14 protein-coding genes are annotated in these 15,849 nt (G+C 42.2%); 8 read left to right on the top strand and 6 right to left on the bottom strand.

The features are described from left to right. Positions 1-2: 2 nt before the first annotated feature. Positions 3-353, top strand: a complete 351-nt coding sequence (locus F9817_RS19920; protein WP_161157926.1) for a hypothetical protein — start codon at positions 3-5, stop codon at positions 351-353. Positions 354-429: 76 nt separating this feature from the next. Here F9817_RS19920 and F9817_RS19915 read toward each other — a convergent pair whose 3' ends face one another. The 3 genes from F9817_RS19915 to ohr all read right to left on the bottom strand — a co-directional run bounded on the left by F9817_RS19915 (position 430) and on the right by ohr (position 3,431). Beyond that, positions 430-1,326, bottom strand: coding sequence for a DMT family transporter (locus tag F9817_RS19915; RefSeq protein WP_161157925.1), 897 nt, complete (start codon positions 1,324-1,326; stop codon positions 430-432). Between the two features lie 513 nt (positions 1,327-1,839). After that, on the bottom strand, positions 1,840-2,832 hold the full coding sequence (locus F9817_RS19910; RefSeq protein ID WP_161157924.1) for a porin: 993 nt from the start codon (positions 2,830-2,832) through the stop codon (positions 1,840-1,842). A gap of 173 nt (positions 2,833-3,005) precedes the next feature. Then, complete coding sequence (gene ohr / locus F9817_RS19905) at positions 3,006-3,431, bottom strand: organic hydroperoxide reductase Ohr (protein WP_161157923.1); 426 nt, start codon at positions 3,429-3,431, stop codon at positions 3,006-3,008. 111 nt (positions 3,432-3,542) lie between these two features. Between ohr and ohrR the strand changes: the two genes are divergently transcribed. Beyond that, positions 3,543-4,016 (top strand): transcriptional regulator OhrR, encoded by a 474-nt coding sequence (gene ohrR, locus F9817_RS19900; protein ID WP_161157922.1) that lies wholly within the window; start codon positions 3,543-3,545, stop codon positions 4,014-4,016. Between the two features lie 172 nt (positions 4,017-4,188). After that, the gene (locus F9817_RS19895) at positions 4,189-4,803 is read left to right on the top strand and encodes a fumarylacetoacetate hydrolase family protein (RefSeq protein ID WP_161157921.1); all 615 of its coding nucleotides are present in this window, start codon (positions 4,189-4,191) and stop codon (positions 4,801-4,803) included. 216 nt (positions 4,804-5,019) lie between these two features. Here the strand turns inward: F9817_RS19895 and F9817_RS19890 are convergent, their stop codons facing one another. Then, positions 5,020-6,726, bottom strand: a complete 1,707-nt coding sequence (locus F9817_RS19890) for a phospho-sugar mutase (protein WP_161157920.1) — start codon at positions 6,724-6,726, stop codon at positions 5,020-5,022. Between the two features lie 570 nt (positions 6,727-7,296). Here F9817_RS19890 and aroG point away from each other — a divergent pair. Further along, positions 7,297-8,349 carry a 3-deoxy-7-phosphoheptulonate synthase AroG gene (gene aroG / locus F9817_RS19885; RefSeq protein WP_161157919.1) on the top strand — a complete coding sequence of 351 codons (1,053 nt, stop codon included), beginning with the start codon at positions 7,297-7,299 and terminating at the stop codon, positions 8,347-8,349. Positions 8,350-8,416: 67 nt separating this feature from the next. Here the strand turns inward: aroG and F9817_RS19880 are convergent, their stop codons facing one another. Then, positions 8,417-8,890 (bottom strand): heme-degrading domain-containing protein, encoded by a 474-nt coding sequence (locus F9817_RS19880; protein WP_161157918.1) that lies wholly within the window; start codon positions 8,888-8,890, stop codon positions 8,417-8,419. 189 nt (positions 8,891-9,079) lie between these two features. Continuing rightward, the gene (locus F9817_RS19875; RefSeq protein ID WP_161157917.1) at positions 9,080-10,402 is read right to left on the bottom strand and encodes an MATE family efflux transporter; all 1,323 of its coding nucleotides are present in this window, start codon (positions 10,400-10,402) and stop codon (positions 9,080-9,082) included. 298 nt (positions 10,403-10,700) lie between these two features. On the opposite strand from F9817_RS19875, the gene F9817_RS19870 reads away from it, so the two are divergent. From F9817_RS19870 to F9817_RS19855, 4 genes are all read left to right on the top strand, one after another. After that, the gene (locus tag F9817_RS19870) at positions 10,701-11,780 is read left to right on the top strand and encodes a threonine aldolase family protein (RefSeq protein WP_161157916.1); all 1,080 of its coding nucleotides are present in this window, start codon (positions 10,701-10,703) and stop codon (positions 11,778-11,780) included. 59 nt (positions 11,781-11,839) lie between these two features. After that, complete coding sequence (locus tag F9817_RS19865) at positions 11,840-12,055, top strand: DUF3820 family protein (RefSeq protein WP_161157915.1); 216 nt, start codon at positions 11,840-11,842, stop codon at positions 12,053-12,055. A gap of 353 nt (positions 12,056-12,408) precedes the next feature. Next, a complete protein-coding gene (locus F9817_RS19860) occupies positions 12,409-14,712 on the top strand; it encodes an alpha/beta hydrolase domain-containing protein (RefSeq protein WP_161157914.1) in 2,304 nt (767 codons plus the stop codon). Between the two features lie 306 nt (positions 14,713-15,018). Next, a complete protein-coding gene (locus F9817_RS19855) occupies positions 15,019-15,675 on the top strand; it encodes a gamma-glutamylcyclotransferase (protein ID WP_161157913.1) in 657 nt (218 codons plus the stop codon). Positions 15,676-15,849: the final 174 nt, after the last annotated feature.

The raw sequence follows: 15,849 nt of genomic DNA, 5'->3' as shown, positions 1-15,849 counted from the left end.
CCATGCAACAAAAAGAACTGGAAGCTTTGATTCAAAGCTTATGCGAGCAGGGTAACCTGCCAAATGCACTTTCATTACTTAAGCAAAGCGATGATGCAGAAATTGCAGAAGCCGCGGCATCTTTATCTGGACAATTCATCTTAGCGGAAGTAGATGGTGAGCAGCGTATCTATCACCAAACGATCGAAACAAATGATGAAGGTGTAGAACAAGAGTTCGTAGAATACATTATGAATGAAGGGGATGATGTCATCCTATTTGTTGCTTGGTTCTTTGATTTGTTCTTCAGTCTGAAGCAAAAAGACGTGTATCAAATGGCGGGTAAAACGTACCATCAGCCAAAACGTCGTTAATTTTTTACCGAGCACTGCCTTTTTTCGGTATAAAAACCTTGTTTTTTAAGCAAGGTTTTTATTTATCTAGTGAGCATCAAGCGGCTTTGGGGGGCGCATGAGTTTGGCGATTTTCCCATTGGGTAATAAATGCGACCGACATGATAATAATCAGTGCGCCAAGCCAAAGTCGACCGGGTGGTACCCAGCCAAAAACGACCCAACCAGCGAGCACATTCATTGGCAATTTGGCATGGTCAAAGGGTTGTACGAAAGAGGCGTCAGCGACAGAGTAAGCCTTTACAATGGCCCATTGTGCTATCGCTGTTAATATCCCTGCTGCAATTAATAATAGCCAGATGGTTCCTCCCGTTGGTAAATGCCACTCAGGAATCGCTAGAACTAGGTTAAATGGTGTCATTAATACCAATAGGTAAATCACCATAGTGGAAGGGGAATCGTCATGTGAAAGCTTTTTCACCATCAATGAATAACAAGCCCAAAAAAATGCCGCCCCCACGGGTAATAAAGACGCCCAACTAAAGTGATCTGACCAAGGCTCTAAAATGATCATCGCCCCAATGAAGCCTGTGATGGTCGCTCCCCAACGAGCTAAGCTGACGTTCTCTTTTAATATGAGGCCAGATCCAACCGTAGCAAACAGTGGTGAGGTCATTAACAACGCAATTCCTTGCCAAATCGGCACGGGGTAAGCGAGAGCCCAAAGCCACAATTGGATACCGACTACTGCTAGCAGCACACGGAAAACGTGTAAACCAAAATGAGATGTGCGCAGCGAAGAACGAAATCCGAGTGATTTTAGGTAAGGAATCATCACGATTATCGCGATACCATATTGAATGAGTCCAACGGTAGTGGAAGGAAGGCCAAAGCGAATACTGGCGATTTGTGTCACGCTATTTACTACTGCAAATGCTAAACCAGCCGTTAGCATCCAAGCTGCTCCATGTATCGGTCGTGTTGAGTTATCCATTGCTATTTCCAGTCATAAAAATCAAACCTAGTTGCCATCTTGATGAAGACAAAAGAGAGCAAGTGCATATTAAACTGGTTAAATATTACTCTTGTTTTTGGAGAGAACCAATATTTTGGGTAGACGAACATGTTCGAATAATTTGAGGCGATAACCCCTAGGTATTGGTTAGCGGAGTCTTCATTTTATAGATAAAAAAAACCTCCCGAAAGGGAGGTCAAGAACATGAAGTGACCAGTGATTTCTGCCATATCACTGAAAAGAAGCACAAACGCTGCCTGCATTTGTAATTAGATTAATGCACTAAGCGTGCCAAAAAATAAAAATATATTTTTCAAGTATTTATGTTTTTTGTGTGGATTTTGAATTGAATGGATATGCTTACTTATGGTGAGAGTTTGTTTTAAATTGGTGCAGAAAAGTTATCTCAGAGTGATAAGTCAAATGATAAAAAAGGCCTGACATAATCAGGCCCTGATAAGGACAGTAATTAGAATTTAGTGAAGAGGTTACTTAAAACGCGTATTTTAAACCTAGGCGGATAGTATCTTCGTCATCACGAGTTGTTTCGGTTCCTGATGTTACTTTGTCGCCAGAGTTAATTTTGTAAGCGACATAGGAAGTTAAATTTGCGTTAAAGCTGTAGTAACCGCCTAATTCAACGAAATTATCGTAATCTACGTCTGCAGAACCATCGGGTTTATTGGTGGTTTTGCCATAGATAGCTTGAATTTTCGCTTCGTCAGTCAATTTATATTGTGCTGCAATCTCGATAACGTCGAATTCGTTATCACCCTCACCAGTATCACCGAACGAATAAGTCGCACCCAAGTATAGAGCGTCCATTGAGTAGCCTAAACCGAACAGAGCTTGGTAGGCATCATCATTTGAAGTGGTTGAGGATACTTGTTTGTCATCAGCAGAGTATGCGGCACCCAGTTTTAGCCCCATAGGGAGTTTGTAAACGGCAGAAAGGCCATATGAGTCTGCATCATCTTCAGAATTGGCTTTGTAAGTCGCTTGTAAGTTCAACGCGTCATTGAAGTTACCACGGTATGCAACCACTCCGGTTGTATGGTCAGCCGATGCATCTAAGTACTTTTGTAATCCAGTGAACTGACCAATATCAGTGAAGCTAGATACTTGAACTGCTGCCATGTCTTGGGCACCAAAAGAGATCGCTTGACCATCGAAATCAAGGCCTGCAAACATATAGCGTTGCGTGAAGTCAGAATCACCGGCCGCTTGTTCATCTTCGTAGCGAGCAAAGCCTGTGAGGCCTTCAGAAATTTCTGTTTTACCTTGGATATTTAAACGAGCACGGGTTTTATCTTTCATTGTGCCGTCAATTTCTACACCTTTGTCGGTTGCATTGAAGTCACCACGGAACTCAACGCGACCACCAATTTTTAATTCAGTACCATCTGCTTTATAGACTGTTGCTGCCAGAGTTGAACCAGAAACGAGTGCTGCGAATATGGCGCTGGCGAGAACTGCTTTTTTCATTTTATTACCTTATTGATAGTAGATGAGCTTCAAGGCCCTAACGTTTGGTAAGCTCAAAATTAGAGGTAACAAATGACGGTTTAATTACTTGTTCTTGACGTTTAGATGTTGTTTTTGTTGAGGGTGTATAAAAAAAGCTCGCCGAGGCGAGCTTTCATCCACTTGGTGATTGATTATGCAAGCGATTTACCATTTGCCGATACTTTTACATCAATATTGCCACGTGTTGCGTTTGAATATGGGCAAACTTGATGAGCCGTTTTTACAAGTTCGATAGCTTGTTCATCGGGTAAGTCTAACTGCGCTGCAAGGCTTACGGTTAATTCAAATCCGCCTTGTGCATTTGCCCCAATTCCAACTTCTGCTGCAACTGGAGCTGATTTCAACGCAATTTTGGCTTCGCGAGCGACGTGCAAAATAGCGTTTGAAAAACATGCAGAGTATCCTGCTGCAAATAGTTGTTCAGGGTTAGTCGCATTGCCGTTGCCGCCCATTTCTTTTGGATATGCAAGGCTAACAGAGAGTAGACCGTCATCCGTTGCGACTTGACCGTTACGTCCAGCAAGAGCAGTTGCTTTAGTTGTATATAGGTTTGCCATGATTTTTCTCCAAAATTTAAGTTGTGTACAATCTAATTGCGTGCAACTATATATCGATCTTTATCTCGAATGCAAGTATATTGTGCACAATATAATTGTGAGTTAGTAAAAATGAGTCATTGCCATAACCCCGAAACGTCATCGCCATCAGAGATGAGTACTGACGAATTGCTATTGTTGGAAAACCAACTTTGCTTCCCTTTGTACAGTGCTGCGAATGCCGTAGTCCGTTCTTATCGCCCGCTATTAGATAAGTTAGATCTGACCTACGCGCAATATTTAGTTATGATGGTTTTATGGCAATCAAATGGCATCAGCGTAAAAACATTAGGCGAGAAATTACATTTGGACTCTGGAACGCTTACTCCTCTCCTTAAGCGTCTGGAGAAAAAAGAGTTAGTGGAGCGACGCCGTAGCCAGATTGATGAGCGGGTTCGAGAACTTTACCTGACAGATGCAGGGAGCGCGTTACGTGATCAAGCATTAGAAGTACCTCAGGCGATGATGTGCAAGTTTCACCTCGACGTTGAAGAAATGGTATTGCTGAAAAAGTTATGTGAAAAAGTCATTCATAAAATTGAATAAAACACACGGATTTACCGAGAATGGTTTTGCTCTTAGGTAAGGCACTGATTTGAAAGCATAGGCACGCTATGTAGAAAATCAGATATTGCTTGTGTAGATCGTGACCAGTTTGACTTGTTGATTTATAGCAATAAGTTACACTTGGCATTCAAATGTTGTTCAGGGAAGAGCTATGAATGCCGTTAAATTAAATGATCAATCGATCGAACCTTCCAAAATTGTCTGTGTAGGCCGTAACTACGTCGAACATATCCAAGAACTTAATAACGCTGTGCCTGACCAAATGGTGGTGTTTCACAAACCCAACAGTGCTATCAGTCGAACTTTGCATGCTACACATGAAGAAACGCTGCACTACGAGACAGAAATTTGCTTTATGACTAAAGGTGGGCAGTTTCATGCTGTCGGTCTTGGGTTAGACTTAACCAAGCGAAAACTGCAATCGAAACTCAAAGAGAAAGGACTTCCTTGGGAACGAGCAAAAGCGTTTACTGGATCTGCGGTTCTAAGTAAGTTTGTGCCATTGCAAGGTATTGATATCAGTACGCTAAATTTAGAGCTATTGATTAATTGTGTGCGAATGCAAAGTGGTGGCGTCGAACAAATGATGTATAAACCCGCCGCTATTCTCGATGAAATCAAATCATACACAACCTTAGAAGACGGTGATATCGTCATGACAGGAACACCGAAAGGTGTTGGTGAAGTTCAGCCAGGAGATATCTTTCTAGGACGTCTTAAAGCGGGCGATAAGACCTTATTCGAGATCGAATGGGTGGCAGAGTAACGACCCCGGTCTAATATGCCCAAATGAACTAAAGATGCGCGATGAAACAGCATCTTGAAGTTAGGTGGGGATATATAAAATATGGGCGGATTAATGGAGTTAAAGTGCCGAGAGCCTATTTTTTAGATATATAATAATCAGTGATTTAATTCACATAATAACATCGATGGAAATGAAAACGCCCCCATAACGGAGGCGTTAGTTTAAGGGGGAAAACTATACCAAACTATGTTGGTGTTCGGTAATGAGCATCGCCATCTGTTCATCGGCGTGTTGTTGTGCTGTTGCAAAATCAGCGTCAGCGCTGAATTCACCGACAACCTCGTAGTAACACTTGAGTTTAGGTTCGGTGCCGGAAGGGCGAACAATCACGCGTGCATCTCCCTCCAAATGGTAAATCAACACATCACTTGCCGGCAGAGCAATTAATTCTTTGTCGCCATTGGCAAATTGCCGCTCACACAGTTTGTAATCTTCGGTTATTAATACTTTGCGACCCGCAATCTCCATTGGAGGAGTTTGGCGTAATTGATCACCGACTGGTGGGGCGGATGGGTCTAAAGCAATACTGCGCTGAGCCGTGACATATAAACCATGTTGGTGATAGATATCAGCCAGTTCATCCCAAACACTTTTACCTTGTTGCTTGAGTTGTGAAGCCAGTTGTGCGAAAGCGACCAGAGTCGATAAACCGTCTTTATCCCATACCGTATTACCAATGGTGTAACCCAACGCTTCTTCATAGGCAAACATGAATGGATGTTGCTCTGTTTGGGTCTGCATTGCGACATTAGTGAGCCACTTGAATCCGGTTAGGGTTTGGTAATATTGCGCACCATAATGCTCGGCAATTTTGCTCAGTAAACTCGAAGATACAATGGTATTTCCGACTAAAGGCTGTGTTGGAACCGCTTGTTTTAATAGGTAGTTACCTAATAATGTTCCTACTTGATCGCCAGTCAGCATTTGATAACTGCCATCCGATTTACGAGCAGCAGCGGCAAATCGGTCCGCATCTGGATCATTGGCGCAGGCCAAATCAGCATTGTGTTTAGATGCTAATGCCACCACTTTATCCATTGCCCCCGCTTCTTCTGGATTAGGGAAGTTAACGGTTGGAAAAGTACCATCGGGTTCGCGTTGTTCTGGAACACTATAAACCTTGGTGAATCCCGCATCTTTCAAGAGTGCTTCCGCCATCTCTGCACCTACGCCGTGCATAGCAGTATAAGCCAGTGAAAGCTGTTCAGGTTCATTAGATTGCTGCAAGATGGGCTGGCTATTAATAGCAGCACGATAAGTTTGGTAATAGTCTTCTTTCAACCAAACAAGTAAGCCTTGTTGTTCAGCTGTTTCTAATGACAGCATCGGCACATCGTGTTTTGCTGCTTCATCGATATTGGCCGCAATGCCAGTATCATGAGGTGCAATAATCTGCGCGCCATTTTCCCAATAAACTTTAAAGCCATTGTATTCAGGAGGATTGTGACTTGCAGTAACAACAATGGCTGCTGCTGAATGAAAATGCTTAACACCAAATGCAACAACAGGCGTTGGTGCTACTTTATAGGTTAAATAGACTTTTATACCATGAGCGGTTAGCACTTGGGCTGCATCATAAGCAAACTGTTGAGAATCTGGTCGGCCATCATAACCGATGACCACTCCGCGCTGTTTTGCATCAGCGATTTGCTGAATCAAATAATTCGCTAAGCCCGCCGATGTCTCTTGAATGACTAAGCGATTCATTCTGTTTGGACCACAGCCCACTTTACCGCGTAAACCAGCGGTACCAAATTGAAGACGAGTTTGAAAACGGTCTTCCAATTCTGCAGTCATCTGTTCGTCGATAAGAAACTGCAGCTCTTCACGAGTTTTTGGATCAGGGTCTTTATCTAACCACTGAGTGACATAGCGCATCATAGGTGTCACCTTGCTCTGTTAATGGGTTGTATACCTAAGTATTTATAAGTTACTTGGGTAGATATCAAGTAAATTGTATGTGATCTTTCATTAAGATAATGCGCACGCAATCGATAAACGTTATGCAAAGATTCCTATTTATGCCGAACAAAATGTGTATTATTACTCAAATTAACGTATCAATTCCTTGTTGAAACATAATTTTTTGTGATGCTATGCAATTAATTTTTTCTTTATCAGGTGTCTTAGGCTGTTTACCTGACCACGACGAACATGGAATTTAGGGGGGTTGTATAAACTTGATTTTAGTAATGTTATTGGAATTTATTTTATATTAATCAGTTATTTATCTGGCTTACTTTTTCTTTGGTATTCTATTTTTTAGTGTGTATATATTATTTTACACATTGGGTTATTTGTAAAGAAAGGCTAAATGTTGCCTTTTATTTTAAAAAGTGCTTGCGCTAGATTGAAAGACCCGATAACTTACAGGGACTGCAGCACAACTGCAAAAAGAGATTAATACCTAACGAACGATAATTCGTAGCGCACAACAGGACGAAGTAAGCAATGTATCAGAACGATGATGTGAAAATTAAACAAATTAAAGAATTATTACCGCCAATTGCGGTGCTGGAAAAATTCCCAGCAACTGATATTGCTGCTTCAACCACTTTTAATGCTAGAGAAGCAATCCACAATATCTTGGAAGGAAAAGATGACCGCTTAGTTGTGATCATCGGTCCATGTTCAATTCATGACACTGAAGCCGCTCTAGAGTACGGTAAACGTCTTAAATCGCTGCGTGATGAGTTAGGTGATCGTCTTGAAATCGTGATGCGTGTTTACTTTGAAAAACCACGTACGACTGTAGGTTGGAAAGGTTTAATTAACGACCCATACCTCAATGACACTTACGAAATTAATGATGGTGTTCGTATTGGCCGAAAACTGTTGCTTGATCTTACTGATATGGGAATTCCAACCGCGAGTGAATTCCTCGATATGATCACGCCTCAATACTTGGCTGACTTAATTAGTTGGGGGGCAATTGGTGCGCGTACAACTGAATCACAAGTTCACCGTGAGCTAGCATCTGGCCTATCTTGTCCTGTTGGTTTTAAAAACGGTACTGACGGTAACATCAAGATTGCTGCGGACGCGATTCGCTCTGCAGAATCTTCACACCACTTCTTATCTGTGACTAAGTACGGTCATTCAGCGATTGTGCAAACAAACGGTAACCCATACTGCCACATCATCTTACGTGGTGGTAAAGAGCCAAACTACAGTGCTGAACATGTCGCTCAAGTGAAACAAAAACTTGAAGAAATCGGTATGCCACAAAAAGTAATGATCGATTTCAGTCATGCTAACAGCTCTAAACAGTACCAACGCCAAATGGTTGTTGCTCAAGATGTGTGTGATCAAATCGAAGCGGGTGAAAATGCTATCTTCGGTGTAATGGTAGAATCTCACCTTGTGGAAGGTCGTCAGGATCTTGAAGCAGGCGCAGAGTTGACTTACGGTCAATCTATTACTGATGCATGTATTGGTTGGGATGATACCGAGAAAATGCTTCGTCAGTTAGCAAATGCTGTTGAAGCTCGTCGTAACCGTTAATTGTTAGACAGTGTTGCTTTGAATAAATAACAAAAGGTTTAGCCCGAGGGTTAAACCTTTTTTCGTTTTATTGATGCAAAAATGTGTTGATAGAGTCAAACACCAACGCATGATCTTCATGTGATGGTAATCCACTTGCACTCACTGCACCAATCACTGCTCCTGAGGTAAGACGCAGTGGAAAGCTCCCGCCATGATCGCAGTATTCCGCTTGATTAATGAAGTTTTGTTGTTCCATTCGAGCGCCCATTTTGTCATTACTCTGACCAACTAATAATGAGGAATGTGTTATACGCAGAACGGTATTACGTTTACGACGCATCCACTCTAGATTATCGGGAGCGGATTCCGGTAGAGATACTTGAAAAAGAACTTGGTTAAATGCATAGATTTCAAGAGCAACAGGTGCTTTTCTTTCTAGCGCTTTTTGATACAAGATGTTGCCTAAAGACCAAGCATCGGCAAAAGAAAAACTGGAAAAGCGTGCTTCTTGTTCTTGTTTTACGAGCGTATCCATATCTGGAATTGGTATTGAATTCATATCTTCCTCTCAAAAGTAAAAGCCTTGTGAGACAACAATACGCTGCTAGATTTATGATTGGAATTTAAATTTCATATTTTAAAGTATGGAATTTATATTTCTTGAAGACGTGCACGATTAGCTTTTTAATTTTTGGGAAAGGTATAAAACAGAAACGCTCGCCTAGGCGAGCGTTTGAGGAGCTGATGACTAAGCTAATTGCATTTCCACTTTGCCCAGTGCTTTTTTATACAGAAAATAAGCGGTGATACCCGCTAGAATATTGCCACACAAGGCTCCCATGAATAAGCCGGGTAAACCACCCCATTGGGCTCCTAGCCATAAACAGGGTAAGAAAAAAGCGAACAATCGCAGTGCTGAAATGGTCAGAGCAACATACGATTTTCCTAACGCATTCGACACCGAGACCATTAACATGCAAATGCCTAATAATCCTAGACTAAAAGGCACAACGGTAAGGTGGCAGTACAAGATGTGGCGCACCTCTGGTTCAGAAGTCATTAACTGAGTTAATGGTGTGGCAAGTAGGTAAGCCAATGCAGCAATAACCAGTTGTGAAATAAAAATAAACTTGATCGCTATATTCACAAGCGAACGTATTTGAGAGAGATTGTTTGCTCCTAACATGCGGCCAACCATCGGTGGCAGTGACATCGTAAGTGCTAGAACAGCAACAATCGAAAAGAATTCGAAGCGAGAACCTAGTGCCCATGCTGCAACTGCTGCTGTGCCATAGGTCGCAAGTAACTTGGTCGCTAACATCGAAGAGAGTGGGGGCAATAATTGACTAAGCATTGCTGGTCCCATGATATGGGCAATATCGAGTACGCTCTTCTTTATATCGAGATCATGCCAATCGAAGCGCATCCAATGACGTTTAGCCACTCGTGGAGCGACAACCAAAATGCCAATAGCAAAGGCGATACTCGTTGCGATGGCTGCGCCATTGATTCCAAGGTCAAAAGTAAAAATGAACAGAGGATCTAAGACCATATTTAATAGGCTCGTGACCATCATCATAGAGCCCGGTAGCATCGTATTGCCATGGGCGCGGCATAGGCTGTATAAAAAATACAGCATCGCTCCAATCCATGCACTACACAACCACCAAATCCAATAGCTATCGATGATTGGAATTACCGTGTCAGGCGCGCCAAGTAAAGCGAGAATCACATGGCGAAGTGCATAGATAAGAACACCAAAAAGAGCGACACCTCCACCGCCCATGACGATAACTAATCCACCAAGGCGTTTTGCATAATCTTCTTTTCCTGCACCTATGGCTTTGGCTATAACGGCTGTGGTTGCGATGCCTAGCCCGACTTGAAGGCCGATAATGACCATTTGCATTGGCATCGTAAATCCTTGTACCGCCAAAGGTAATACACCGAGTTGGCCGATAAATGCACTATCTACAAGTTGAAAACTCATCAACGAGAGAACGCCGAAAAGCATCGGCCAAGTCATGGTAAAAAGTTGTTTCGCCAGCGGTGAAATAAGGGATTTTTTCATGTACGTCTTTTGTTTCAATATTAGAAGTGATTGATTTTTACTTGATTTATTGAGGTTAAAACCAATATCTTATTAATTAAGTCAAGTATAAGCGCGCGTATAGTAACAACCTATACGCCAATGAGCTATGGTTAACAGAAAATTGACCAGACTAAGTTTGCAGGTTTGTTAGTAGTAAATGGGCTAAAAAACCGCAATGATTAAATGAATATCTATCCTGAGACGGATAATTTTACCAGCATTATTGCCGTTTGGTACGGCAATAATGGAGAACACACTACTACATTGGATATTGAAGATGGCGACAGATTTACGCAAAAACTGCCACACTTTTCTTTCTGGAAACCACGAATTAAGCCCTGCGGAACTTTTTGCGCAGATGGCAGAATGGTGTGAGAACAATAGCGCCGATCACGACAGCTATGGAGAGGGAAAAACCATACAGCAGTTTGAGCAGAAGCTAGCGACTTTGCTGGGTTTTGAATCTGCGTTGTTTGTGATTACAGGCACGATGACTCAAGCGACAGTCCTAGAGATGGCGTGTCAAGAGAAGCATTGCCACAACGTGGCTTTACACGATACCTCGCATATTACTCGACACGAAGGGCAAGGTTTTCAACTGCAGAACCGCTTTAATGTGTTGCCTGTAGGCGATCGTTATCGCCCATGGAATGTGGAAGATTTAAAGCAGTGGCCTGACAACATTGCCGCTGCTGTTTATGAATTACCAATGCGTGAATTGGGTGGCCAGTTACCATCATGGCAAGAGCTAGAGCAAGTGAAACGTTATTGCCATCAGCATGGTATTCATCTACATATGGATGGTGCTCGTTTGTGGGAGGCTGGGCCTTATTACAATAAAGCTTATTCAGAAATCACACAGGGTTTTGATTCCGTTTATGTATCGTTATATAAAGGCGTCAATGGCTTAGGTGGTTCGGTACTATTAGGCGATAGTGCTTTGATAGAAAAAGCTCGTATGTGGATGCGCAGACAAGGTGGTAATGTTTATCATCGTACGCCTTATGTTGTAGCGGCTGTAATGCAGTTTGATGAGCGTATCGCGAGAATCGAAGAGCTCTATGAGCGAACCGAACATGTATATCAAATTTTTCATGATTACCCTGATTTTACGTTGAATCCTGCTGTTCCTCAGAGCAATATGTTCCATTGGTATTTACCTGTATCGGTTGAAAAAGCTAACGTTTTGCGGGATAAATTAGCGCAAACGAAAGGTATCTGGTTAGGGCACCCACAAAATGCACCACAGCCAGATCAATGCTTTATTGAATGGTACGTCGGTGATCGGCTGTTAGATATGCCGGATCATGATTTGATTGATATTTTGGAGTGGGTGAATGATTACGTGCATGCGTAATCCGAATGTTTGACCGAGGATATTAGCTCGGTTAACTGCTCAAATTCACTAGGTAACACATGTTAGAAAAAGAAAACATCCTTAAATTGGCGAGAATGAAAATGCCTTTCGGTAAATATGCCGGGCGTTGTTTGATCGATTTACCCGAGGCTTATTTGTTATGGTTTGACAAAAAAGGCTTCCCTGAAGGAGAGCTGGGTGAATTACTTAAATTGTGCTTGGCGCTAAAAATCGAAGGCCTTGATAGTGTGGTTAAGCCCTTAAAAAGGATGTAATTTATTGCTTTTAAAGCTAATAGAACTCACAGTTAGGGTTCTATTAGCTTCTCATCTCATTATCAACCCCTCTCTCATTTTGCTCATCCCCGAGTATGTGTATGGCTGATTGGTATTAATAGAAAGTTGGCCTTTGCATATTCATCAACGAATCGAGACCAGGTCGAATAATGCAAGTAATGCTATTCTCCTTCAATGACTTATAAATATTTATATCAATTCATGGTGAAATTCTGTTAGCCTGATTTGTTCAAAATCACACAGCTATGTTTTGAATAACAATACTCGCTAGTCAGTGTTATTCAGCATAAACATGTCTTTTGACGAACATCTAAATATAAGGAGTATACGAGATGGGATTCTCAACGTATTCGATATCTATGTCGAATAGTCTTTCCGACCGAACGCTATATTCTCTTCATCATCTTCAAGCACTATATTCTAAATCAACGGTACTGACTTCATTGGCCTTTGGCTCTGCAATATGCTCTGCGCCTGCTTTGGCAGGTAATGGTGCTCCTCACCCTGCTGGACTCATTCAAAATTTAGAAATTGTCTCCGATTCCCCAGCATTTAACGGGAATATTCCACAAGGTGGTAAAACAGCTTATCGAGTCGTTAAAGGTATTGTTCATGGTGAACTCGACCCAAATGCTGCGGAAAATAGCAATATTGTTTACCTTAAGAATGCTCCGGTGAATAAAGAGGGCTATGTCGAATATAAAACTGATGTGGTTCTGCTTGTTCCGCAAAATATGCAGCATGCGAAACGTGCATTAATCTATGAAGTGGCTAATCGCGGCGGAAAGCTTGGTAAATATACCTTTATCGGTGGGGGGGAATTGGGTAAAGGTGAAGCACCTAATGGGACATTTCCATCATGGTTAGAGCAAGGGTATACCATCGTTTGGAGTGGTTGGCAGGGAGATTTACCGCTCAATGGACACAGCAGTCTTGACCCTAGTGCACCACTAGGTACCGATTTCCCAATTGCACGTCATTCAGATGGGAGTGCAATTACGGGAATGAGTCGCGAGGAGTACATCCCAGATATGGTTGGGAAAAAGACGATTAAATTGTCTTATCCTCCTGCGAATCCAAAAGATACTGAGCGCGCAAAATTGACGGCTCGCCAGTCTTGGCAAACAGAATATGGCCGCAATAATCATAGTGCGCAAAGTTATCAAGCTCCCTCTGTGGAAGTTTCCCAATGGCATTACGTTACTAACAAAGATGGGAGCTACTCAGTTGATTTTAAACGGCCAGAAACTGTGCCTGGACCAAATGGTAAGAAAGTCTCTCCTGATCAAGGCACGATATACAGTTTTGAATATCGAGCGAAAGATCCGCAGGTTAATGGGGTTGGGTTTGCAGCCGTACGTGATTTGATTACTTTCCTTCGCGAGCAAAAGTCTGATGCGAAGGGAAATGCCAACCCTCTTAACGAGCTAAAACAAGCACAGTGTGTCAGTGACCATTGTGATAAAAGCCAGAACTTTGATATAGCGATTGGTGAGGGGATTTCCCAGTCAGGACGTTACTTGCGTGGTTTCTTGTATCAGGGATTTAACCGCAGTTTGGATGGTAAAAAGGTTTTTGAGGGGTTAATGCCGATTGTCCCTGGGGGCCGCCGTATTTGGTTAAATTATGCATTTTCTCAACCTGGACGTTGGTCTCGTGCTCATGAAGATCACTTTATGCGTGGGTTTGATTTCCCATTTGCATATAACGTATTTACAGATCCTGTAAGTGGCAAAACCGACGGCATATTAAAACAGTGTCAAGCTACCCACACTTGCCCTAAAGTGATTCAGTTAGATGGTTCGTTTGAATGGTGGGGAGCAGGGGCTTCTTTAGTCACAACTGATGGTGACGGGAAAGACTTAGTGTTACCTGAGAATGTACGTTACTACATGGTTGCAGGTGCTCAGCATACAGGGAGCGTTGGGGTAACGACAGGATTCCCGCCATTTTCATCTTGGAATAAAACCTGTGCCTTGCCCGACAGTAGTATCGATCAAAATACGGTTGATCGAGCGCTGATGCACTCAATGATTGCTTGGGTAGCAAAAGGTATCTCTCCTCCGCCATCCTCTTATCCTCTAATCGATAAAGGTACAGCAGTGTTACCTAGCCAATTAGCGATGCCTGATTTAAGCCAGTTAACAGTGTACCAGCCAGATAGTAAAAAGACGGTATCGTTGAAAGTGCCATACTCTGGAGAGCTGAACCGGGTGTATCTAACAGATTATGAAGGTGCAATTCCTCATATTCATACAGATAAAGCATACCAACTTCGTGTTCCCGCCGTTGATAAAAATGGTAACGAAACCAGTGGTATTTTAACACCGGAAGTTGCTGTTCCTTTAGCAACATATATGGGGTGGAATTATCGTAAAGCTGGACATGCTTTAGGTGAGGCTTGTGATTGGTTCGGTTCTAGTGTTCCTTTAGCTGCGAACGACAACATTAAAAATCCGCACGATAGCCGCGCTTCTTTGGCAACGTTGTATGAAGGCAGAAGAGATTACCAGCACCAAGTCGCCAAAAGTGCAAACCAGCTTGTGCAGCAAGGCTATTTGTTGCCAAAAGATGCCTCTGATTTCTATCTACATAATGCGATGCAAGTGTCAAAGCTGCTTATTCCCAATCCATAGAGAGTTCGGCGGTTAACATCTCACTATGCCGTTAACGGGCCATAAGTGATGTGATTGAACACCATGAATCAAACAGCGACGTGATGTCGCTGTTTTTTTATTCCTACCAAACAATCAGTATGTTAAAACTATTTAAGTATACAATTGAATACATATACTCTAATGACCTCAAAATGTGGAACTTAGGGCGTTATCAACCAACATAGGTCAAGCTCAGTAACGGAAGGAGTGGTTATTTAGCGGAGGTATGTAAAGAAGAATCACGCGAAAAATACGAGCAATCACGTTTGAACGGAGGGAATAACAGTGCTGTCGAGAAAGGATATGGTTAGTGGTCATTTTTATGAAGAACATGCCAACACGCTACCAGCAGGGATGGTTTGGGATAAAAATAGTATTTACCAGTCACTGGTTGACACATTAGCCCAACGTGAATCCAATCAACCTGTTTGGGTGTTTGCTTATGGTTCCTTGATGTGGAATCCATTAATTACTATTGAAGAAATGCGCAAGGGCACCTTAAAAGGGTGGCAGCGTCGATTTAATCTGAAATTGATCTCAGGTCGAGCAAGTCAACAACACCCCGGACGAATGTTATCTTTGGATCATGGTGGTGAAACACAAGGCATGGCTTTTCGACTAGCAGATGATGATCAATTAGTTGATGAGCTTAAAGTGATTTGGACGCGAGAAATGATCACCGGTTTATACTTGCCCCGTTGGGAGAGTGTTAAGTTGACATCTGGAGAGACCATTCAGGCTATTGTGTTTGTTAGTAATGTCGCTCATCCCGACCATGTCCCAGACGAAAGCCCTGAGTCTGCATCTAGCGTTATTGCATTAGCGGAGGGATCAATCGGTACTAACACTGATTATGTGATGCAGCTTTATAGTACGTTGCAATCATGGTGCATAGAAGACCCCTATATTCAAGATGTGGTGCAGTGTTTAAATCATTCGTAAAGCTAAAGCGCTTTAATGTGTTAATGATATGGTAATACCGTTAAATAAAAATTATTCTCATCTACTATGAGGATGCTTTTATTTGTGCCGTTACATAATCCCTAGTGCAATATTTCCAGATTAAGAATGCTCTTTAATTTTATAGTTATTATTTATATCAATACCGATATGGTT

This window comes from Vibrio eleionomae (assembly GCF_009874545.1).
Lineage (GTDB): Bacteria > Pseudomonadota > Gammaproteobacteria > Enterobacterales > Vibrionaceae > Vibrio > Vibrio nitrifigilis.
This window is presented reverse-complemented; position numbering and strand designations above follow the sequence as displayed.